The sequence below is a fragment of the Rhizobium centroccidentale genome (assembly GCF_030182565.1).
Classification (GTDB): Bacteria; Pseudomonadota; Alphaproteobacteria; order Rhizobiales; family Rhizobiaceae; genus Rhizobium.
The window spans coordinates 20,274-41,717 of record NZ_JAQJCG010000034.1 but is presented as its reverse complement, the minus strand read 5'-3'; the positions used below and the strand labels follow the sequence as shown (position 1 = coordinate 41,717).

Sequence of the window (21,444 nt, the reverse complement as noted above, 5' to 3'; positions counted from 1 at the left end):
GTGTTCCAAGCCGCGTATGCCGACGCCTGCGATACGCTTCCCATCCGAGGAAATACAGCAAATTCAAGCAGAAAGCCTACCCGCGCACAGGTCTCCTAAAGCGTAAGAAGCGAATCTGAAAGATCGCGACGCGCTTTTAGGCGGGCATCAATGACAGACGGATCGATCATCCGTGATTACGCGACCTTGAGGTCGGCTCAAAATCGCTCCATCTCGCGGCCGACCTTCGTCAGAAATTGGCTGCGGGAACCTTCCGTCGAGCGGTTCATGTCGTAATGGGCGAGGAAGACGACCGGGGCGAAAGGCTTGATCTGGGCGCGCAGCACGCGCTTGACGATCTTCTTCGGCGGATTGCCGGCGATGAAGGCGCGAAATGGATCGGCGCCATAGGTCAAAACCGCGCCGAGCTTGCGGATATGCTGCAGCTTTGAGCGCACTTTGCCATCGACGAGTTCGAAGGAAACGCCGGGGAGCCAGACCCGATCGAAATAGCCCTTGAGAATGGCCGGAAAGCCGAAGTTCCAGACCGGAGTGACGATCACGAGAGCCTCGGTGCGTTCCAACCGTTCGACATAGGGCTTCAGCGCCTCGGTATTTTCGGGATAGTCGTGATAGATCAGCCGGTCATGGCGCGAGAGCACGGGATCGAAGCCCTCGGCATAGAGGTTGCAATCGTCGACTTCATGTCCCGCACGCTTCAGGCTCTGGATGGTCTGGCGATGCAGCGCGCCGCCAAAACTTTCCTCGACCGGATGGGAATGAAGGACGAGAACCTTCATGAGGCCTCCATCAGCGCGGCAAGGCCGGGGAAGAGGTAGTTCTTGCCGGATTTGAAATCGAAATTCGGGTCGTCCCAGGCGATCATCTTGCCCGGATTGAGTAGACCCTTCGGATCGGTTTCCTTCTTGAAGGCAAGCTGAACGGCATCCGTCTGCTTCATGCCGCCCTCCTCCAGCGTATAGCGGTGTGGATTGAAGATCGGGCAGCCGTGATCCTGATGAATCCTAATGATCTCCTCGAGCCGCGCCTCGGAGGTATAGCGCACAAGTGGCAGTCCGGAGCATTGGATCTGCCCGTCGAACTTGATGAATTCGAGATGGCCGGGCACCTCGTCACCGAAGATTTCGACCATCTTCCGGACCTTGGCGACATGGTCCGGCCCCGGATACTGCACCTGCAGATATGTGATCGACGGATCGACCTTGATGGCGCGCAGCGTCGTGTGGTTCCAGGCGAGCTCATAGGCATGCGGAATGCCCTTCATGCTTTCGACCTTGTCGGAGCGGAAGGTGATTTCGCCCTTCTGCTGCATGGTGAAGGCGACGAAAGGATCCATCGAGTGTGGCGCGATCATCAGCGCCACGATCGATTGCCCCTGACGGATGTAGGGCTTGTGGCGAGTAAAATAGTCTTGCGGGATGGGGGCGGCGATCGGCGCGATTTCCTTGACCAGAATGCCGTTGCATTTGGCGAGCGCGTCCGAAAAGCGCACTGCATCCATGAAGTCGTCATAGCCGACCAGCACGTCGATCCAGTCATAGGCCGGCGCCAGCGGCATCTCGATCTCGGTAATGATGCCATTGGTGCCATAGGCATGGCTGACCTTGGTCAGGTCCCAGCCGGTTAGATCAAGCGTGCGGGGCTCCGCCTCCATCGTCACGACGCGCAGCCGCAGGATATTGCCGAGATCGCGCAGGCCACCCCAGGTGATCGAGCCGACACCGCCCGACCCGCCGGCGATGAAGCCGCCGATCGTCGCGGTCTGTGCGGTCGAGGGGTGGAAGCGCAGCTCCTGGCCCGAATGGGCCTTGGTCTGGCGATCGAGCTCGGCAATGACGATGCCAGGCTCGCAGATAACGCGGCCGGGATGGATCTCTTTGATCCTGTTCATGGCGGCGAGATTGAGCACGATGCCGCCGGAAAGCGGCATGGCCTGGCCGTAATTGCCGGTGCCGGCGCCGCGCGGCGTGACGGGAACGTCGTGCGCATAGGCGACCTTCAACGTGCGGATCACCTCTTCCTCGGTTTTCGGGGTGACGACGAGATCGGCCGTGACATTGTCGAGCTGGGCCTTGAGGATCGGCGAATACCAATAGAAGTCCCGGCTTTTCTGGCGCACGAGCGCCGGATTGTCTTCGACGGCAATGCCTTCGAGTTCTTTCTTGATGCGCTGATAATCCGGCATGTCAGGCTCCAATGACGCTGTCGAGTTCACGATAATCCGGCAGGCTGCGATCGATCACCTTGCCCTTGCGAAGGACGACGCGATCGGACTGCGGACGGGAAAGGAATTCGCTCCAGCGTCGGGCGCTGAAAAGCACGAGGTCGGCGGGGTTGCCGACGGCGATCCGCCCGATATCCGGGCGGCCAAGTATCTCCGCGGGCGAGGTGGTGACGACCCTTGCGGCCGTATCCAGCGGATGGTCGAGATGCAGGATGCGCACGGCCTCACGGAACACCTCGACCGGATCGAGATCGCCATAGGCGTAGAAGGGGTCGCGGGTATTGTCAGAGGCGACGGCGGTTGGCACGCCGGCTGCGGCAAGCTCGTGCAAAAGGGTTACGCCGCGCCAGCGCGGTGTGCGCCCGGCATGGCGGTCCTGCAGATACATGTTGCACATTGGCAGCGAGACGACGGAGATCCCGGCCTTGGCGACGAGATCGATGGTGGCGTGGGCAATATTCTCGTCCTGTCGGGCAAGCGAGCAGCAGTGGCCCGCGGTCACCTTGCCGGTAAAGCCGTTGCGAAGCACGGCCTCGGCGATCGCCTTCAGCGTCAGCACCTGCCTGTCCTCGGTCTCGTCGACATGCAGATCAATGTCGAGGCCATTGTCGGCAGCAGCGCGGATCAGTTTGTCCAGTTGCGCGTCGATGTCCGGGTTCATTTGTGTGACGCCGCCCATGAGGCCGCCGGCGTCTCGAACGACGCGGAGCAGATCGGCAAAGAAGGCATCGTCGACCATGCTGTCGAGCGGGAAGAGGGCGACGGCCTGCAGCGCGATCTTGTCCTTCCAGGCCTCGCGGACCGAGGTGAAGACCTCGAAGGAAATGCGGTGCTGCGGAGCTAGTGAATCCAGATGGGTCCGGATCAGGCCTGTGCCATGGGCGTAGGCCGAGCGCAGTGAAAACTCCATGCGCTTGCGCACGTCGTTGGCCGACCAGTTGGCCTCGCGGTCGGTGCGCACGGCATCGAGCGCGCCCATGAAACTGCCGTCCGGGTTCGGCCGCCGTTCCCAGATGTGCCCCTTGTCGAGATGGGTGTGCATGTCGGCGAAAGTCGGCCAGACCATGCCTTCCTTCATATCGACCTTGGCATATTCCACTGGCGCGGTGCCAGGCGCGAGAATGCCGCTGACGAGACCGTCGGTGACGACGATATCGGCCTGGACGAGACCCTCGTTGCCAGGCGTCTTGGAGCCGGAAAGCGTCACAGCGGGAACGGTGGCATTGCTCAGCACGAAGCGGGCGGCATTCGGCGGCGACATGAAGGCGTGGGTCATTAGTTCTCCCGCTTGAGGCTGCTCTCATGCCAGCGATGCAGGCTCAGCCATGAGATGAAGGAGGTAAAGGCGAAGATGGCGACGCCGAGCGCAGACAGGAGAAGCAGGGCTGCGAAGAGCCGCGGCATGTTCTGGCGATATTGTGCCTCCAGCAGGCGGAATGCCAGACCTGAGTTCGGACCGCCGGAGCCGGCTGCGAATTCCGCGACCACCGATGCGATCAGCGACAGGCCGCCGCCGATCCTCAAGCCTGTCATGAAATAAGGCTGGGCTGCCGGCAGTTTCAGATGCAGCAAGGCCTGCCAGCGCGAGGCGCCGTAGAGATCGAAAAGGTTGAGCAGGTTATGGTCGACGCTCTTCAATCCCTGCACCATGTTGGAGAGGATCGGAAAGAAGGCGACGAGGAAGCCGCAAATTAAGAGCGCTGCTTCGCGTGTCGGCGCATAGATCAGGATCAGCGGCGCGATCGCCACGATCGGCGTCACCTGCAAGATGACGGCCAGCGGATAGAAGGCGAGTTCGATCCAGCGGGACTGCACGAGGAAGATCGCAAAGCCGACCCCGCCGATCAGCGCCAGGATCAGCGATATGAAGGTGATCTCAGTCGTCACCCACAGAGCCGGCCACAAGATGCCCCAGTCGGAAACGAGCGCCTTGGCGACGGCGATCGGGCTTGGCAGAATATATTGCGGAATGCCGGTGCCGACGACCAGAAGCTGCCAGAGGACAAGAAGCGCAAGGACGGTCAGGATGGGCACGAAGATGCCGAGCGCGCGTTCGATACTGCGCTTCCTGGCTGCGGGGGCTGCTGGCGCATTGGCCGATTCAATGGAAAGAGTGGCGGGCAGGCTGGTGCTGTCGCTCATCAATGGGCCTCCGGCCAGCCGATGGCCTCGATCAGGGAACGGGATACTTTTTCGCACACCTGCCGATATTCCTCCGATGAACGATAAAGAGGATCGCGCTCGCCGCTGGTTTCCAATGGAAAGTCGGTGTGGACGCGGCCCGGCCGAGCCTTCATGACGACGATGCGATTGGAGAGATAGGCGGATTCATAAACGGAATGCGTGACGAAAATGACGGTAATCCCCGTTGTCTGCCAGAGGCGCAAAACGTCGTCATTCAGCTTCTGGCGCGTGATTTCGTCGAGGGCCGCAAAGGGCTCGTCCATCAACAGCAGCTTTGGCTTCGTCACCAAAGCGCGGGCGATCGAAACCCGCATCTTCATCCCGCCCGACAATTCGCGGGGATAGGCTTGCGCAAAATCCTGAAGGCCGACGGTTGCCAGCGTCTCCATGATCTGATCGTGCGCCGCCGCTTTCGACACGCCCCGCAGCTTCAGCGGCAGATGGACATTGCCGAACACGGTCTTCCAGGGAAGCAGTGTCGGCTCCTGGAAAACGAAGCTGATATCGCCCTCCGGCAGACCCTTGGCGTTGATGCGCGAACTGGGCCAATCGATCCTGCCGCTGGAGGCACCGCCCAAGCCTGCAATGATCCGCAAGGCCGTCGACTTGCCGCAACCGGACGGGCCGAGCAGGCTGATGAACTCGCCACTTTCCACATGGAGCGACATGCCGGACAGCGCCAGCGTGCCGTTGGAGAAGACCTTGGAGACCTGTTCCATGACGACGAGCGGCCGCTTGCGTGTCTCGGTTTGAGTGGATTTGGTAGCTTCGGACACTGGCATGGTTTAGCTCTTTGTTGATCCACCCTCCCTTTGAGGGGGAGGGTCGGAGCGAAGCTCCGGGGCGGGGTGATTTGTTGCTATCTCAGGCTATCACCCCCACCCGCCGCTTTGCGGCGACCTCCCCCCTCAAGGGGGAGGTGCCTAGGCTTACTTCTTCAGCGACATGCCGATGCCCTTGCAGACAAACTGCGTGTCGAAGGCTTTCTTGTAGTCGATGTCGGCATCGAAGAGCTTGATCTGCACCATCTCGTCGAAGAACTTCTTGTAGTGAGCTTCGGTGATGCAGCCGATGCCCTTGTCGAGTGCATCGCCGGATTCCACGATGCCATATTCCTTCATCTTGGCGATGGAATAGGCGATCTGACCATCCGTCATATCGGGATTGTCTTTCTTGATCAGTTCGTTGGCCGCCTTGTTGTCGCCGTAGAGGTAGTTGTACCAGCCCTCGATCGAGGCATTGACGAAGCGTTGCACGAGATCCGGGTTCTTGTCGACCAGCGCCTTCTGCGCGGTGATCATCGTCGAATAGGGCGAGTAGCCGGCATCCGCGATCAGGAAGACCTTCGGCTTCCAGCCCGCCTGTTTCTCGATCTCATAGGGCTCGGAGGTGACATAACCCTGCTGCGCGGACTGCTTGTCGGCGAGGAAGGGTGCGGGACTGAAGTTATAGGGTTTGAACTGTTCGTCCTTGAAGCCCGGGAAATTCGCCTTCATCCACTCGAAATAGGTGATATAGCCATCCTTACTCAGGAAGAGCGTCGGCAGCTTCGCCAGATCCTCGAATTTTTCCACGCCGGCATCCGGATGGGCGATCAGCACCTGCGGGTCCTTCTGAAAGATGGCCGCGACATCCACGATCGGAATGCCCTGCTTGACCGCATCGATCTCCTGCTGCGGGCCGCCCATGTAGAAATCCAGCTTGCCGGAGATCAGTAAGGCCGAATTGGCCGCGTTGGGGCCGCCCTGGACGATCGTGACATCAAGGCCGTATTTCTTGTAGGTGCCGTCGGCGACCGCTTGGTAGAAACCGCCATGCTCGGCTTGCGCAAGCCAGTTCGTGCCATAGCTGACTTTGTCGAGCGCATTTGCAGGCTCAGCGGCCATGATCGCGGCGGCAAGCCCCATGGCGGCAAAGAATGTTTTTGTCTTCAAGGCTTTATACATGGCTGACTGTTCCCCTTATCTGCCATGGGACGTCGTGGTTGGCGCCCATTTCCTGCATTTGAGCGGTTGCGTTGCTCTTTGAAAAGCATCAAAATTCGTGCGCATTGATGCCTTTTCGGCATCTGTTCCCGGGTCTGTGCCTAAATTGTGCGGTCTGGGCAAAAATTAAGCAATGGGGACATGCATGCTGCACTCGCGACGGCTTCTCTATATCAATGAAATCGCCCGCTGCGGCTCGATCCGCAAGGCGGCGGCACGGCTCAATGTGGCCTCATCGGCGATCAACCGGCAGATCCTGGCGCTGGAGGAGGAAATGGGCGCGCCGCTTTTCGAACGGCTGCCTCGCGGGCTCAGACTGACGGCGGCCGGCGAGCTCTGTATCGAGCACATTCGTGAGGTTCTGAAGAATTACGAGCGGCTGGAGGGCCGCATTCGCAGTCTCAAGATGCAGCAAGCGGGCAAGGTTCGTATCGTCGCCACCGTCGGCCTGGCGTCAGGTCCGCTGCCCGAGATCATCGCGCGCTTTCTTTCCGAGCATCCCAGGGTCTTCGTCCAGCTGCGCAATGATGCCGGATCGACGACGATGGCGCCGGTCGTCTCGGGGGAAGTTGATCTCGGACTTGGCTTCAACATTCCGGCCATGCCGGGCATTCGCTCCCTTGCCAATTTCGACATACCGATCGGCGTCGTTCTGCCGCCCGGCCATCCGCTGATCGGGCCTGGTCCCATCAATCTTGCCGATGTCGTGGAGGAGCGGCTATTGCTTGCGCAGCCCGGTACCAGCCTGCGCGAGGTCATCAATCTGATGCTTTCGCGCCTTTCCGTGCAGGTCGAGCCGGTGCTGGAGAGCAATGCGTCGGAAATGTTGAAGCAGCTGGTAAAATGCGGAGCAGGGCTGACATTGCTCAATCCGCTCGATGTGCTGACGGAGTGTCGCCGAGGAGAGCTGGTCTTCCGGCCGATCGCCGAGCCGCATTCGCGGCCTCAACCGATGAAACTCATCGCCCGCGCGCGAGCACCGCTCGACGCCGCCACCAGCCTTTTCGTCGAATACCTGCTTGCTGAATTAGCCGGGATCGTCGAGGAGCTGCAGGCGAAGGGACATATCATCCCGCCCTCCGAACGACGCCGCGCGGACGCCTATTTCGAATAGAGGTTGGCAAGCGGGTAGTCGCGCAGATCCCGCAGCATCTCGATGAAGCCTGCGATCTCGTGGCGGCAGATGAGTGCGCCCTTTTCCGCCGTGCCATTGGCCGCATTGCCGACCACACCGTTCGGATTGAGATCATGCGCGATCCAGGCGAGCGAATGCGGCGGCAAGGGCTGCAGATACTTGGAATGTTCCTTCATCCATTCCGCCTTGGAGGCGAAATTCTCAGCCTTTTGCATCCGGACCAGATCAGGCCGGAAATGCAGCATGAGCGAGGTCTCGACGTCGCCGCCATGGATGCCAAAGCGCTGCTCGTGCTCGTCGATCATACCGTCAGGCGTACCGAAGCGGGTCCACTGCGTGGCGACGACGGCCATCTGGTAACGCACGCGCAGTTCGCGCGCGACGATGCTCATGATATCGACATTGCCGCCATGAGAGTTGACGATCACCATCTTGCGGATGCCTGCTTCAGCGACCTTCGCGCCGATTGCGGTCCAGACCGGGATCAGCAACTCTGCGCTCAGCGACAGCGTGCCGGGGCCGTAGACGTGTTCGTTGGCCTTGCCGATCTCCTGCAGCGGCAGGACCAGGAAATCGAGATCGTCCGGACGCTGGACCTTCAACTCGGCCAGCATGCCCTCGGCGATCGCGACATCCGTGGCAATCGGCAGATGTGGACCGTGTTGCTCCGTTGAGGCGATCGGCAGGATCGCGATGGTGGTATCGGGCGAGAGACCGGCGAAATCATAGGTGTTGAGTTCATTCCAATAGAAGGGCTTCGTCATTGCCATGTCCTCTCGTCAGCGCCTGGTCACTCAACGGATACGGCAAGGATGGTAACGGTGGAAAGCATCAATTTGCGCCCGTGCCGCTGCCTTTTTGCGTACGCCTGGAACGACAGCGGCATTTGCCAATCGAGGACCGATCAGGTCCGAAACTCGGATGGCCTCTTGATTGCTCCATCATTACGAAATTCCTCCACCTGTGCGTTGCAGATGAGGATTGACCTCACGGCCGATGCAGGACATGCGCGGCCTTCACTGCCGCAGATGCGCGGTTCTCGACACCGAGCTTCACATAGATTTGTTCCAGATGCTTGTTCACCGTGCGGGCCGAAAGGCCGAGGATCTCGCCGATGTCGCGGTTCGACTTGCCCTTGGCAAGCCATAGCAGCACCTCGGATTCGCGCTGCGTCAACGCAAAGCTCTGACGCAAGGTCTCGTCATCGGCGCTCTGATTGCTCGCCGTCAGGCGGAAGAGATATTCGTCGGCGCCGATGGCGCCGAGGAAGGTGAATTGCAACGCGGCCTGACGGCCATTGCTGATGGAAAGAAGATTGTCGCGTGCCGGGCCGAGCCGTTCGCGCTCGAGCATGAAGGCGGCGATGTGTTGGGATGCCAGTTCGAGGCCGTCGTCGCTGCCGGTGGCGGCGTTGATCAGGCGGGTTGCCTGCGGGGTAGACCAATGGATGGCGCCGTTGCCCTTCACGGCGAGGAGATGGCGTCCCGCAGCGTCGAGCGCCACCCTGGCGCTCTGGGCGGAGCGGGCATTGCGCAGGTGAACGCGGATGCGGGCACGCAGCTCGTCGACATTGATCGGCTTGGTCAGATAATCCACGCCGCCCGATTCGAGCGCATGCACCACATGTTCGGTTTCGGTGAGCCCGGTCATGAAGACGACGGGAATCTGGGCAATGCCTGCATTGGCTTTCAGCCGGCGGCAGGTCTCGAAACCATCCATTGCCGGCATGACGGCATCGAGCAGGATGAGATCGGGCGTGATGCGCTCGACGATGTTGAGCGCCGCCGAGCCCGAGGTCGCGATCAGCACGGAGAAGCCGGATTGCTCGAGCGCATCCGTCAGGAAGCCGAGCGCCTCCGGTGAATCATCCACCAGCAAGACTATATCGCGGGGAAGGGCGGGCTCAGCCAATCTGTTCTACCTTTTCGATGTCGAAGCTGCGTAGCACGTTTAGAAAACCATCGAGATCGAAAGCTTGGACATGCGCACGCAAGGCATCGGTGAAGGGTTTGTTTTCTTCAAGCTTGGCAAGATCCGCAAGCTTTGCCTCGATACCCCTGACATAACCGATCTCGCCAAGCCGCAGCAATTCGCGGACATGCTCGATACCGGGGCTTTTCAGGGGCGGTGGCGGCTTCGGCGCGACCGGGATGGAGGCATCGGCGTAGAGCCATTTCAGCCCGAGATGCAGCGCGAGTTTGTCGCGAAGCTGGCGGATGTCGACCGGCTTCGAGATGGCGTCGTTATGGCTGTCGTCACTGTCCGTCGCTGCGGCTGCATCACCGATATTGGCCGACAGCATGAGGATAGGCGCCGTCTGGCCGTTTTCCCTGAGCCGTGAAACGAGCTGCCAGCCGTTCATGCCGGGCATCGAGATATCGACAAGGAACAGATCCGGCTTGATGCCCTCGATCAGCGTCAGGCAGTCCGGCCCGCCGGCAGCGGTGAGCACGATGAAATCGAGCGGCGACAGGATCTCGCGCATCAGTTCGCGGTGATCCTCATTGTCGTCGACGACGACGACGGTGCGCCGCGGCCCCTCGTAGCCGATGATACGCTGTTCCTGCGCCGGTGGTTTCATCGGCCGGATCACGGCCGACAGCATCAGACGCACCCGAAAGGTCGAGCCGACGTCTTTTTCGCTTGTGACAGAAATCTCGCCGCCGAGCGTATTCGTCAGCAGCTGGGTGATTGTGAGACCAAGGCCAAGCCCCGGCATGGGCCTGACGCTGTCGGCCTCGCCGCGCTGGAAGGGCTCGTAGATACGCGTGATATCTTTCGCCGCAATGCCGCGGCCGGTGTCGGAAACGGTGAAGGTCGCGACCTGGTTTCTGTAGCCCACCTCGAAGCGGACGGTGCCTGCATCGGTAAACTTGATGGCATTTGAAAGCAGATTGACGAGGATCTGCCGCAGCCGTTTCTCGTCGGTGCGGACATAGTCGGGCAGTGCGGCGGAACGTTCATGGATGAAGCTTAACCCTTTGGCCTGCGCCTGAGGCTGGAACATGTCGACGATCTGGTCGAGGAAATCGTGGATGTTGATCTCGTTGGAATAGACCTGCAGACGGCCGGCCTCGATCTTCGAAATATCCAGCAGCCCGTCGATCAGACCCGACAGATGCTCGGCGCTGCGCCGGATGACTTTGAGGGAGGATTGCCGGGGTGCCGGAATGGTCTCGTCGCGCTCCAGAATTTGCGCATAGCCGAGCACGGCATTGAGCGGCGTGCGCAATTCGTGGCTGAGGCCGACCACGTAGCGGCTCTTGGCGCGGTTTGCCGCCTCCGCCGCCTCCTTGGCGCCCTGCAGAGCGGCATCCGTCTTCTTGTGGGCGGCAATTTCCTTCAAGAGCAGCGTGTTCTGACGCGAGGATTCCTCTTCGGCGACAACGCGGCTGTCATGGGCAAGCACATAGAACCAGCACGCGACGCCGGCGATGACGGCAAAGACGAAGAAGACGATGAGGATCGTGCGGTCGACCACCGCGGCGGTCTCGGGAGAGGCTGCGCCCACCTGATGCGCGATCATTGCTAGAATAGCGCCCATGGCGGTCAGCGCCACGGCGACGGCAATGCCGTAGCGACCGAGGCGCGTAGCGAGCTTGGCGACGATACTTTCCGGCAGCAAGGTCTTTGCGACCGTGCCAACCTGCGTATTGAGCCGAGCCTTCGGCTTGCACATGTCATGGCAGCGGCTGTCGAGTGAACAGCAGAGCGAGCAGATCGGCGCGGCATAGGCCGGACACCATGCCATGTCCTCCGGCTCGAAGGGGTGTTCGCAGACCGAACAGGTGATGGTGCTTAGATTCTTCCAGCTCTGGCGCGGCTTGCGGGCGAGGTAGTATTTGCCCTTGGTGGCCCAGGCGATGGCAGGCGAAGCGATGAGCGCGACGATCAGGGTGATATAGGGCGCAAGCGATGCGGCAATCGAACCGAAGGCGCCGAAATGCGCGATGAGGGCAATGGTTGCCGAAAGCGCCATGGCGCCGAGGCCGACCGGATTGATGTCGTAGAGATGCGCGCGTTTGAACTCGATGCCAGGAGGAGCCAGCCCGAGCGGCTTGTTGATGAAGAGATCGGCGGAGACGGTGCAGAGCCAGGCCATAGCAATGATCGAGAAGATGCCGAGCGTCTCCTCCAGCAGCCGGTAGATGCCGAGTTCCATCAACAGGAGCGCGATGGCGACGTTGAAGACCAGCCAGATGACGCGGCCCGGATGGCTGTGCGTCAGCCGCGAAAAGAAGTTCGACCATGCGAGCGAGCCGGCATAGGCGTTCATGACGTTGATCTTCAGCTGCGAAATCATCACGAAGGCGGCCATCAACAGCAACGCCGCATTGTGCCAGGGGATCATGTAGCCGAAGGCGGTCAGATACATCTGCGCGGGATCGGCGGCGCGGTCGGCCGGCACGCCTGACGTCAGCGTCAGGACGACCAGAAATGAACCGGCCAGCAGCTTCGGCGCCCCGATGATGACCCATCCCGGTCCGGCGAGGAAGATCGCCAGGCGATGACGCCATTTGCGGTGACCTTCCGGCGGTAGGAAGCGCAGGAAGTCGGCCTGCTCGCCGATCTGCGACATTAGCGCCAGGATGACGGCGGAAGCGGCGCCGAACTCCACCAGGTCGAAGGGAGCGGCGGTACCCGGTGCGCTTGCGGGATGATGGATACCGGCAAAGGCCCGCCAGAGATCGAATTTTTCCCAGTCGGCAAAGGCGATGAAGACGAAGGGCAGGATGTTGAGAACGATCCAGAAGGGCTGCGTCAGCAGCTGAAATCGGCTGATAAGACGGACACCATGGGTGACGAGCGGGATCACCATAAGGGCGCTGATGATGTAACCGATCCAAACGGGTATGCCCAGCGTCAATTCCAGTGCGCCGGACATGATCGAGGCTTCGATCGCAAACAGCATGAAGGTGAAGCTGGCATAGATGAGCGAGGTGATGGTCGAGCCGATATAGCCGAAGCTCGCGCCGCGCGTCAGAAGATCGATGTCGACGCCGTGGCGGATGGCATAGCGGCTGATCGGCAGGCCGACGGCGAGCATAGCGAGGCTTGCGACGATGATGGCGTAGAAGGCGTTGGTGGTGCCATAGGAGAGCGTTATCGTGCCGCCGATCGCCTCCAGCGCCAGAAAGGAAATGGCGCCGATCGCGGTTTGCGAGATGCGTTGCGAGGAAAACTGGCGGGCGCTCTTGGCGGTGAAACGCAGGGCATAGTCTTCCAGCGTCTGGTTCGCGACCCAGCGGTTATATTCGCGTCTTACTGGAATGATGCGTTGCCGCGCAGCCATGCTTACCCTTCAGCAGTCCCGCCATCGTCACTCCGGCAGTTCAGAGATGTCGTAACATGGATCGAGGTGGTGCTTAAGGGCATGAGAGTGCCGAAAACTGCACATTTCGCCCCGGCGCCTACGTCATTTTACGTATGTGGTTTCCAGAAGGAGCGCCGGATAGTCGCGGAAGGCAACGGTTAATCCTTGTTTACCGGCCGTTGCGGCAGACAAAAGAGGGGAACCACGGATGAAATTCAAGACTCTCGTCTCCGGCGCGCTGCTCGGCGCCATCATGTCCACCACAGCATTCCACGGCGCCTTCGCGGCCGACGACACCATCAAGGTCGGCGTCCTGCATTCGCTGTCCGGCACCATGGCGATTTCGGAAACGACGCTGAAGGATGCCATGCTGATGCTCATCGACGAGCAGAACAAGAAAGGCGGCGTTCTCGGCAAGAAGCTCGAGCCCGTCGTTGTCGATCCGGCCTCCGACTGGCCGCTCTTTGCCGAAAAGGCCCGCGAGCTGATCCAGAAAGACAAGGTCTCCGCCGTATTCGGTTGCTGGACTTCCGTGTCGCGCAAGTCGGTGCTGCCCGTCTTCAAGGAACTGAATTCGATCCTGTTCTATCCGGTGCAGTTCGAAGGCGAAGAGTCCGAGCGTAACGTCTTCTACACCGGCGCTGCCCCGAACCAGCAGGCAATTCCTGCCGTCGACTACCTGATGAAGAACGAAGGCGTGCAGCGCTGGGTGCTTGAAGGCACCGACTATGTCTATCCGCGCACGACCAACAAGATCCTCGAAGCCTATCTGAAGTCCAAGGGCGTCAAGGACGAAGACATCATCATCAACTATACGCCGTTCGGCTTCTCCGACTGGCAGACGGAAGTCTCCAAGATCAAGGCTTTCGGCGCGGCCGGCAAGAAGACCGCCGTCGTCTCCACCATCAACGGCGATGCCAACGTTCCCTTCTACAAGGAACTGGGCAACCAGGGTGTGAAGGCCGAGGATATCCCGGTCGTCGCCTTCTCTGTCGGCGAAGAAGAGCTTGCCGGCGTCGACACCAAGCCGCTTGTCGGCCATCTCGCTGCCTGGAACTACTTCCAGTCGGTCGATACCCCAGCCAATGCCGCCTTCATCAAGGAGTGGCATGCCTACACCAAGAACGACAAGCGTGTGACCAACGACCCGATGGAAGCCGCCTATATCGGCTTCAACATGTGGGTGAAGGCGGTCGAAAAGGCCGGCACGACCGATCCGGATAAGGTGATCGACGCGCTTGTCGGCGTCTCGGTGCCGAACCTGACGGGTGGCTACGCCACCATGATGCCGAACCATTACATCACTAAACCGGTCCTGATCGGCGAAGTGCAGGAAAACGGCCAGTTCGACGTCGTTTCGCAGACCCCCGCCGTGGTCGGCAAGGAATGGTCCGACTACCTGGCTGACAGCAAGGACCTGATCTCGGATTGGCGTATGCCGATGAACTGCGGCAACTTCAACGTCACCACCGGCAAGTGCGGCGGCAAGGGCTCCTGATATCAGCCGACGCAAGATCGCCGCGGGCAGGATTTTCTGGCCGCGGCAGCTTGAGGGGACTAGCGCAATGTTCGACAAATTCGTTTACCGCATCGCCCTGGCGCTGGTCGCCGGCTTCTGCCTGATGCTGGCGCTGACGGCGACAAGCCTGCGCGCCCAGGAAGAGGCCCACGGCCTCATCAATTCCCTCGGCCAGGCCAATTTCCAGAAGGCCGGGGATATCGTCCAGAGCTTGGCGAAGTCAGGTGATCCCAAGGTCGTGCCGGCATTGCAGGCCTTTTCCGACGGTGATCTCTATATCAGAAAATCCGACAATCAGGTTTTTATCGCCAAATCCTCCGGCGACATGATGGATCTGGTGGATCCCTTGACCGGCCAGGTGGTCGGCCAGGAGGCCAAGGACAATCTCGGCAAGATCAAGATCAACAACAATCTGCGCCGTGCGGTTCGCGCGGCTCTCGGCGGTCTGACGCTGATGAGCCCGGATCGCGCGACAAGGCTCGAGGCGGCGCAATCCATTCTGAAGGCACCGAGCGCGGATTCGCTCGACGCAGTCGAGACGGCGCTACAGAGCGAGAAGGACGCGGACATTCGTGGTGTGCTTGAACGCGCAAAAGCGGTTGCCGTGCTTGGCTCGGACCGCCCGATCGAAGACAAAAAGGCAGCGATCGAGACGATCAAGAACGAAGGCGGGCGGGATGCCATCGGCATTCTCTCGTCGGTTTCCGTCGATGATAGCCTGAAGCCCGATGTGGCTGCCGCCATTGCCGGCATCCAAGAGCAGTTGAAATTCTGGGATGCGGTGCAGAATGTCTGGTACGGCCTGTCGCTCGGCTCGGTGCTGCTTCTGGCCGCCATCGGTCTTGCCATTACCTTCGGCGTCATGGGCATCATCAACATGGCGCATGGCGAGATGGTGATGCTCGGCGCCTACTCGACTTTCGTGGTTCAAAGCATCATCCGCACCTCTTACCCTGAGCTCTTCGACTGGTCGCTGGCGATTGCCCTGCCGGTCGCCTTCCTCGTCACCGGCGCCGTCGGTCTCGTCATCGAGCGCGGCGTCATCCGCTTTCTCTATGGGAGGCCGCTCGAAACGCTGCTCGCCACCTGGGGCATTTCGCTGATCCTGCAGCAGGCGGTGCGCTCGATCTTCGGGCCAACCAATCAGGAGGTTGGCAACCCCTCCTGGATGTCCGGTTCCTTCGACCTCGGCTATCTCTCGGTCACCTGGAACCGGCTCTGGATCATCGTCTTTTCGCTCGGTGTTTTCGTGGCGCTCCTGCTGCTCCTCAAGCGCTCGGCTTTTGGATTGCAAATGCGGGCGGTGACGCAGAACCGGCGCATGGCGTCTTCGATGGGGATTCGCACCTCCTGGGTCGATGCCTTCACCTTTGCGCTGGGATCCGGCATTGCCGGCATGGCGGGTGTGGCGCTCTCGCAAATCGACAACGTCTCGCCAAACCTCGGCCAGAGCTACATCATCGACAGTTTCATGGTCGTGGTGTTTGGCGGCGTCGGCAATCTCTGGGGGACGCTCGTCGGCGCCTTCTCGCTCGGCATTCTCAACAAATTCCTCGAACCCTATGCGGGGGCGGTGCTCGGCAAGATCCTGGTTCTCGTCCTTATCATCCTCTTCATCCAGAAACGTCCGCGCGGCCTCTTCGCGCTCAAGGGAAGGGCGGTGGAAGCATGATTACGGCCTTCATTCTCCGTTCGCTCGACCGCCGAATCAGCATCGCCATCGCGATCCTGCTTGCCGTGGCGGTGCTCGTGCCGCTGTCGAACCTGGCTCTGCCGGAAACAAGTGCACTACATGTGCCGACCTATTTGATGTCGCTGTTCGGCAAATATCTGACCTATGCGCTGCTCGCCTTGGCGCTCGATCTGGTCTGGGGCTATTGCGGCATTCTCTCGCTCGGCCACGGCGCCTTCTTTGCGCTCGGCGGCTATGCGATGGGCATGTATCTGATGCGGCAGATCGGTTCCCGCAGCACCTACGGCAATCCGATCCTGCCCGATTTCATGGTCTTCCTGAACTGGAAGGAGCTACCCTGGTTCTGGTACGGTTTTGATCATTTCTGGTTCGCCATGCTGATGGTCCTCGTTGCACCCGGCCTGCTTGCCTTCGTCTTCGGTTGGTTTGCTTTCCGGTCGCGCGTTAACGGCGTCTATCTGTCGATCATTACGCAGGCGATGACTTATGCGCTGCTGCTAGCCTTTTTCCGCAACGATATGGGCTTCGGCGGCAATAACGGCCTGACCGACTTCAAGGATATTCTCGGCTTCAACATCCAGGCCGATGGCACGCGTGCCGTGCTGTTCGCCATCACGGCCGTGTTCCTGGCGCTGGTATTGATGCTGTCTTCGGCCATCGTGCGTTCGAAGTTCGGCAAGGTGCTCGTGGGCGTGCGCGATGCTGAAAGCCGCACGCGCTTCCTCGGCTATCGCGTCGAACACATGAAGCTCTTCGTTTTCGTCGTATCGGCCATGATGGCCGGTATTGCCGGCGCGCTCTACGTGCCGCAGATCGGCATCATCAATCCCGGAGAATTTGCGCCTGCCAATTCGATCGAAGTGGTCATCTGGACGGCCGTCGGCGGCCGGGCCACCCTGATAGGGCCTATCATCGGCGCCATCCTCGTCAACGGCGGCAAGACTGTTTTCACCGGCCTGTTTCCCGAGTTTTGGCTCTTCGCGCTTGGTGGCCTCTTCGTGGCCGTGACGCTATTCCTGCCAAGGGGCATCGTTGGCACCATCGCGCACTATTTCGGCAAGACACGCCGGCCGGCAAGCCCGCCGCCCAAGGCCGCGAAGGATGAAGCCGACAAGTCCGTACAGGCTGCGGAGTAGAACCATGATCCCGGATATCAAACCCAACAGCATGCTCTATCTCAACAATGTCTCCGTCTCCTTTGACGGATTCAAGGCTTTGAACTCGCTGTCCATCGTCATCGAGCCGGGCGAACTTCGCGCCATCATCGGCCCGAACGGGGCCGGCAAGACCACGATGATGGACATCATCACCGGCAAGACGCGACCCGACGAGGGCGAGGTGTTCTTCAACGGCCAGATCGACCTGACGAAGAAGGATGAGGCCGATATCGCCCAGCTCGGCATCGGCCGGAAATTCCAGAAGCCGACCGTCTTCGAAAGCCATACCGTCTGGGACAATCTCGAACTGGCGCTCAATCGCAATCGCGGTGTATTCGCGACGCTCTTCTATCGCTTGACGCCTGCGGATCGCGATCGCATCGACGAAATCCTCGAGACGGTACGTCTGTCGCATCGGCGCGACGAGTTGGCGGCCAACCTTTCCCACGGCCAGAAGCAGTGGCTGGAGATCGGCATGCTGCTGGCACAAGAGCCGAAGCTGCTCTTGGTCGATGAACCGGTGGCAGGCATGACGGATGCCGAGACGGCGGAAACCGCCGTGCTTTTGAAGGAAATAGCAAAGACGCGTTCAGTCGTTGTGGTCGAGCATGACATGGGCTTCATCCGCGACCTTGGCGTCAAGGTGACATGCTTGGCGGAGGGTTCGGTTCTGGCGGAAGGCTCGATCGATTTCGTCAGCAGCGATCCGAAGGTGATCGAGAATTATCTGGGGCGGTAGTGGGCTTTTTGTGGGTGGGGAGAGTCCCCTCATCCGGCCTGTCGGCCACCTTCTCCCCGAGGGGAGAAGGGGAGGATACACCTCCGATTACCCAATGACTGATACTGGCGAGGATACAGAGGTCATCCCCTCTCCCCTCGGGGAGAGGGTTAGGGTGAGGGGGCTCGAGGGAAAAGAAAGAAGATAAAGCCATGCTGATAGTCGAAAACGCAAACCTGCATTATGGCGCCGCTCAGGCGCTGCGCGGCATCTCCATCAAGGCCGAGATGGGCAAGATCACCTGTGTGCTTGGGCGCAATGGTGTCGGCAAGAGTTCGCTCCTGCGCGCCGTCACCGGGCAGCATGCCTTGTCGGCCGGCACCGTTGCCTTCAACGGCGTGACACTGAACGGCATGGCGCCGTTCGCGCGCGCCAAGCAGGGCATCGGCTATGTGCCGCAGGGACGCGAGATTTTTCCGCTGTTGACGGTGAAGGAAAATCTCGAGACCGGTTATGCGCCGCTTTCCCGCCGTGACCGAAACATTCCGGATGACATCTACAGTCTGTTCCCCGTGCTGAAATCCATGCTGTCGCGCCGTGGCGGCGACCTCTCGGGCGGCCAGCAGCAGCAACTGGCGATCGGCAGGGCGATGGTGACGCGGCCGAAGATCTTGGTGCTGGACGAGCCGACCGAGGGTATCCAGCCGTCGATCATCAAGGATATCGGCCGGGCAATCCGTTATCTTAGGGATTCCACCGGCATGGCGATCCTGCTGGTCGAACAATATCTCGATTTCTGCCGGGAACTTGCCGACTATGTCTACATCATGGATCGCGGCGAGATCGTGCATGAGGGGCTGGCGGAGACGCTGGATACGCCAGAGGCCCGGCGCCATCTGACTGTCTGAGCAAGGACATTCCTCACAGCCAGAGTCCGGATTGCCGACGCTTTAGCGGCAGTTTCAGGCGTTGTGGGCAGTTCGCCACAGTGTCGTCTCTCAGACCCTCTTACAGATGGACGATACGGGCTGTTTCGTACGATGATATGCGTTCCGTGGAAGCGGCCCTCACGCATTTGTGACAGTTTCCCGAATTCCTGGGATATCTTTGCGACAAATCGTGGCTAGAGTGCTGGCAATTGTTCTATCTCTTGAAGGCGCCCCGACTTTGAAAGAGAATCCCATGCAGCAACGTAAAAGTGTATCGGTCGAAGAGCTTCCGGAAAATACAGCACTTGCGATATATGAGCTAATCGGCGGTACGTTCCGCAACTATTCCGAGATCCTTTATATACGTGTACCGGATGTGACTGATGATGGCAGGTCCATGGGTGGCATCGAAATCACCATTCGCAAGACGGCTTCTGCTGCATCACTGCAATGAGCGCGGCTGAACACTTATAACAAGCCTTTCTTCTCTGGTAGAATCCGGGCATGTGTCAGCGCAGTTCAGCGGTTATACGCAAGCGATCTCCAATCTCATTGCAACTACGCGCTGACCGATAAATAACAGGCTCATCAACCGATGAGCGCGCATGCGTACATAGCGATACTCATAGTAATGATGCACATATATAAGATTGAGTGGATGATCGTATCTAAACCATATCTCGCGACATGATTTCGCAATTGGCCACGTCGAGACCAATTGACACACTTTGACCATTTTCCGGCAAAGCTATGCGACAAACCAAGAGTAATCCTGCTGTAAGAACATATTAGATAGGGCTTAAGGCAGTGATCATCAGCTTCATATCGAGCAATCCGACGAACAAGAAGGTCGGTTCAATCAGAGGGTGTGATGGCTCTGTGCCTGCGAGTTATCCATCTACTCCATGGAATGCCGATACAGACGTAACGGCGGAGATCGTTGATATCAGTCCTCACATGCTTATCCATCGGTTTGATCCACGTACCGATTCTTGCGCAGATCGATCGGATCTTCGCGAGAATATGTTCATTCAGCGAGAGCGATGAATAACATGAACCATGGTCCATCCGCTGCCTGCTCCACCATGTTCAACGGATCAAGAGCGCGCGGTATCGCGTCAGCAGTTGCAAATGCAATTGGCAGCCCAAGCAGAGCACGGGCGGGAAGCTACCCGATCGCGCCAGACAAGCTGCCGTATGCCCTATCCGAGCAGACTTGACGATGATTTCCGGAGACGATGGTCGCGAGTTTGCGCAGAGCCGTGCCGCCCGGGAAACAACCTTTTCGCTCCTTCCCTCCCTTCAGATTTAGATCCGCACGCAACGAGGAATATATGAAACGACATCTAACGCGGGCCGTGGTTTCAGGATTCGTGTTCACATTCTTGGCTGGTTGCAACCAGCAGCCGGCGGCACAGAATGGCGGCAGAACCGTGAAATCCGAGGTCAGTGCGATGACATTGCATCCGCAATCGGTCGCCATCACCGCCGATCTACCCGGTCGCATCAGCGCCAATCTGGTCGCCGAGGTTCGGCCTCAGGTTGGGGGCATCATCCGCAGCCGCAATTTCAAGGAAGGCAGTGAGGTCCGGGAAGGCGACGTGCTCTACGAGATCGATCCGTCGTCTTACCAGGCATCCTATGACAGTGCAGTTGCCGCCTTGCAGAAGGCGGAAGGTGCCGTGCCGAATGCCCAGGCCAAACTGGACCGCTATGCGGGTCTGAGTGCGCAAAGCGCCGTCAGCCAGCAGAATTTCGACGATGCGAAGTCCACCCTGGTACAGGCACAGGCCGATGTTGCCTCCGCCAAGGCGGCGCTCGAGACGGCACGGATCAACCTTAATTATACAAAGATCCGGGCGCCGATTTCCGGCCGTGTCGATGCGTCCACCGTCACGGTCGGCGCGCTTGTTACGGCTGAACAAACGACGGCGCTGACCACCATTCGCCAGCTCGATCCGATCAATGTCGACGTCACGCAGTCGAGTACGAATCTCCTGAGATTCCGACGTGCGGTGGAGGAGGGGCGCCTGAAGACAAGTGGCGACAATGTTTCGGTCCATCTGACCTTGGAGGATGGGACCCAGTATAAGGAAAGCGGCACGCTGGAATTTGCCGAGGCGGCCGTAGCCGAGACGGTCGGAACACTCAATGTCCGCGCCAGCTTCCCCAATCCGCAGCGGATTCTGCTGCCAGGCATGTATGTTCGTGCCACCATTCAGGAAGGCATTGCCGAAAACAGCTTCCTCGTGCCGCAGCGCGCCGTGACCCGCAACACGAAGGGCGAACCGATCGCTTTCTTCGTCAGTGCGGATGGCAAAATCCAGCAGCGTGTGCTGACCGTTCAGCGCAGCATCGGCAACAGCTGGCTCGTAGGTAAAGGAGTAGAGGAGGGAGATCGTGTCGTTGTCGAAGGCATACAACGTGTGCGTGACGGCCAGGACGTGAACGTCGCGCTGGTGACGGTCGATGATGCCAGCGGAAATCTTGAACAGGCATCGGCGGCCGGCACATCCCAATCCGGCCAGCAGGGCAAGGCCGACGGCACGGACAAGGGCGCCGTCACCGGTTCGACGAATTGAGGGT

At 59.8% G+C, this 21,444-nt stretch carries 17 protein-coding genes; 8 read left to right on the top strand and 9 right to left on the bottom strand.

Going from position 1 to position 21,444, the window contains the following annotated elements:
* Positions 1-197: 197 nt before the first annotated feature.
* From PH562_RS29055 to PH562_RS29030, 6 genes are all read right to left on the bottom strand, one after another.
* Complete coding sequence (locus PH562_RS29055) at positions 198-779, bottom strand: NAD(P)H-dependent oxidoreductase (RefSeq protein WP_113232624.1); 582 nt, start codon at positions 777-779, stop codon at positions 198-200.
* Positions 776-2,185 (bottom strand): FAD-binding oxidoreductase, encoded by a 1,410-nt coding sequence (locus PH562_RS29050; protein WP_285177269.1) that lies wholly within the window; start codon positions 2,183-2,185, stop codon positions 776-778. The genes PH562_RS29055 and PH562_RS29050 overlap by 4 nt, the downstream gene beginning before the upstream one ends.
* 1 nt (position 2,186) lies before the next feature.
* A complete protein-coding gene (locus tag PH562_RS29045) occupies positions 2,187-3,500 on the bottom strand; it encodes a cytosine deaminase (RefSeq protein WP_285177268.1) in 1,314 nt (437 codons plus the stop codon).
* Positions 3,500-4,366 (bottom strand): ABC transporter permease, encoded by an 867-nt coding sequence (locus PH562_RS29040; protein ID WP_285177267.1) that lies wholly within the window; start codon positions 4,364-4,366, stop codon positions 3,500-3,502. Before PH562_RS29040 ends, PH562_RS29045 begins: the two co-directional genes overlap by 1 nt.
* Positions 4,366-5,190 (bottom strand): ABC transporter ATP-binding protein, encoded by an 825-nt coding sequence (locus tag PH562_RS29035; RefSeq protein WP_285177265.1) that lies wholly within the window; start codon positions 5,188-5,190, stop codon positions 4,366-4,368. The genes PH562_RS29040 and PH562_RS29035 overlap by 1 nt, the downstream gene beginning before the upstream one ends.
* A 147-nt stretch (positions 5,191-5,337) precedes the next feature.
* Entirely contained in the window at positions 5,338-6,354 is a 1,017-nt protein-coding gene (locus PH562_RS29030; protein ID WP_095438614.1) for an ABC transporter substrate-binding protein, read from the bottom strand.
* 184 nt (positions 6,355-6,538) lie between these two features.
* Between PH562_RS29030 and PH562_RS29025 the strand changes: the two genes are divergently transcribed.
* Complete coding sequence (locus PH562_RS29025) at positions 6,539-7,507, top strand: LysR family transcriptional regulator (protein ID WP_285177261.1); 969 nt, start codon at positions 6,539-6,541, stop codon at positions 7,505-7,507.
* Here the strand turns inward: PH562_RS29025 and PH562_RS29020 are convergent.
* The 3 genes from PH562_RS29020 to PH562_RS29010 all read right to left on the bottom strand — a co-directional run bounded on the left by PH562_RS29020 (position 7,495) and on the right by PH562_RS29010 (position 12,821).
* Entirely contained in the window at positions 7,495-8,292 is a 798-nt protein-coding gene (locus PH562_RS29020; RefSeq protein ID WP_285177260.1) for a creatininase family protein, read from the bottom strand. The genes PH562_RS29025 and PH562_RS29020 overlap by 13 nt on opposite strands.
* A gap of 223 nt (positions 8,293-8,515) precedes the next feature.
* Complete coding sequence (locus PH562_RS29015) at positions 8,516-9,439, bottom strand: response regulator (protein WP_113232631.1); 924 nt, start codon at positions 9,437-9,439, stop codon at positions 8,516-8,518.
* A complete protein-coding gene (locus tag PH562_RS29010) occupies positions 9,432-12,821 on the bottom strand; it encodes a hybrid sensor histidine kinase/response regulator (protein ID WP_285177256.1) in 3,390 nt (1,129 codons plus the stop codon). Before PH562_RS29010 ends, PH562_RS29015 begins: the two co-directional genes overlap by 8 nt.
* A 229-nt stretch (positions 12,822-13,050) precedes the next feature.
* On the opposite strand from PH562_RS29010, the gene urtA reads away from it, so the two are divergent.
* The 7 genes from urtA to PH562_RS28975 all read left to right on the top strand — a co-directional run bounded on the left by urtA (position 13,051) and on the right by PH562_RS28975 (position 21,440).
* Positions 13,051-14,340, top strand: a complete 1,290-nt coding sequence (urtA, locus tag PH562_RS29005) for an urea ABC transporter substrate-binding protein (RefSeq protein WP_285177254.1) — start codon at positions 13,051-13,053, stop codon at positions 14,338-14,340.
* A 67-nt stretch (positions 14,341-14,407) separates the two neighbouring features.
* Positions 14,408-16,033: an urea ABC transporter permease subunit UrtB gene (urtB, locus tag PH562_RS29000; protein ID WP_285177252.1), complete on the top strand. Its 1,626-nt coding sequence runs from the start codon at positions 14,408-14,410 to the stop codon at positions 16,031-16,033.
* The gene (gene urtC / locus PH562_RS28995) at positions 16,030-17,190 is read left to right on the top strand and encodes an urea ABC transporter permease subunit UrtC (protein ID WP_285177250.1); all 1,161 of its coding nucleotides are present in this window, start codon (positions 16,030-16,032) and stop codon (positions 17,188-17,190) included. Before urtB ends, urtC begins: the two co-directional genes overlap by 4 nt.
* Positions 17,191-17,194: 4 nt before the next feature.
* Positions 17,195-17,950 (top strand): urea ABC transporter ATP-binding protein UrtD, encoded by a 756-nt coding sequence (gene urtD / locus PH562_RS28990; protein ID WP_034503825.1) that lies wholly within the window; start codon positions 17,195-17,197, stop codon positions 17,948-17,950.
* Between the two features lie 191 nt (positions 17,951-18,141).
* A complete protein-coding gene (urtE, locus tag PH562_RS28985) occupies positions 18,142-18,837 on the top strand; it encodes an urea ABC transporter ATP-binding subunit UrtE (RefSeq protein ID WP_285177246.1) in 696 nt (231 codons plus the stop codon).
* A 274-nt stretch (positions 18,838-19,111) separates the two neighbouring features.
* Positions 19,112-19,312, top strand: coding sequence for a hypothetical protein (locus tag PH562_RS28980; protein WP_069613983.1), 201 nt, complete (start codon positions 19,112-19,114; stop codon positions 19,310-19,312).
* An 880-nt stretch (positions 19,313-20,192) separates the two neighbouring features.
* The gene (locus tag PH562_RS28975) at positions 20,193-21,440 is read left to right on the top strand and encodes an efflux RND transporter periplasmic adaptor subunit (protein WP_285177243.1); all 1,248 of its coding nucleotides are present in this window, start codon (positions 20,193-20,195) and stop codon (positions 21,438-21,440) included.
* Positions 21,441-21,444: the final 4 nt, after the last annotated feature.

Coding starts and splice junctions, on each gene's coding strand:
- PH562_RS29035 (WP_285177265.1), bottom strand. CDS start 5,190: ATGCCAGTGTCCGAAGCTACCAAATCCACTCAAACCGAGACACGCAAG.
- PH562_RS29010 (WP_285177256.1), bottom strand. CDS start 12,821: ATGGCTGCGCGGCAACGCATCATTCCAGTAAGACGCGAATATAACCGC.
- PH562_RS29025 (WP_285177261.1), top strand. CDS start 6,539: ATGCTGCACTCGCGACGGCTTCTCTATATCAATGAAATCGCCCGCTGC.
- urtB (WP_285177252.1), top strand. CDS start 14,408: ATGTTCGACAAATTCGTTTACCGCATCGCCCTGGCGCTGGTCGCCGGC.
- urtC (WP_285177250.1), top strand. CDS start 16,030: ATGATTACGGCCTTCATTCTCCGTTCGCTCGACCGCCGAATCAGCATC.
- PH562_RS29055 (WP_113232624.1), bottom strand. CDS start 779: ATGAAGGTTCTCGTCCTTCATTCCCATCCGGTCGAGGAAAGTTTTGGC.
- PH562_RS29050 (WP_285177269.1), bottom strand. CDS start 2,185: ATGCCGGATTATCAGCGCATCAAGAAAGAACTCGAAGGCATTGCCGTC.
- urtE (WP_285177246.1), top strand. CDS start 18,142: ATGCTGATAGTCGAAAACGCAAACCTGCATTATGGCGCCGCTCAGGCG.
- urtD (WP_034503825.1), top strand. CDS start 17,195: ATGATCCCGGATATCAAACCCAACAGCATGCTCTATCTCAACAATGTC.
- PH562_RS28980 (WP_069613983.1), top strand. CDS start 19,112: ATGCAGCAACGTAAAAGTGTATCGGTCGAAGAGCTTCCGGAAAATACA.
- PH562_RS29020 (WP_285177260.1), bottom strand. CDS start 8,292: ATGACGAAGCCCTTCTATTGGAATGAACTCAACACCTATGATTTCGCC.
- PH562_RS29045 (WP_285177268.1), bottom strand. CDS start 3,500: ATGACCCACGCCTTCATGTCGCCGCCGAATGCCGCCCGCTTCGTGCTG.
- urtA (WP_285177254.1), top strand. CDS start 13,051: ATGAAATTCAAGACTCTCGTCTCCGGCGCGCTGCTCGGCGCCATCATG.
- PH562_RS28975 (WP_285177243.1), top strand. CDS start 20,193: ATGAAACGACATCTAACGCGGGCCGTGGTTTCAGGATTCGTGTTCACA.
- PH562_RS29040 (WP_285177267.1), bottom strand. CDS start 4,366: ATGAGCGACAGCACCAGCCTGCCCGCCACTCTTTCCATTGAATCGGCC.
- PH562_RS29030 (WP_095438614.1), bottom strand. CDS start 6,354: ATGTATAAAGCCTTGAAGACAAAAACATTCTTTGCCGCCATGGGGCTT.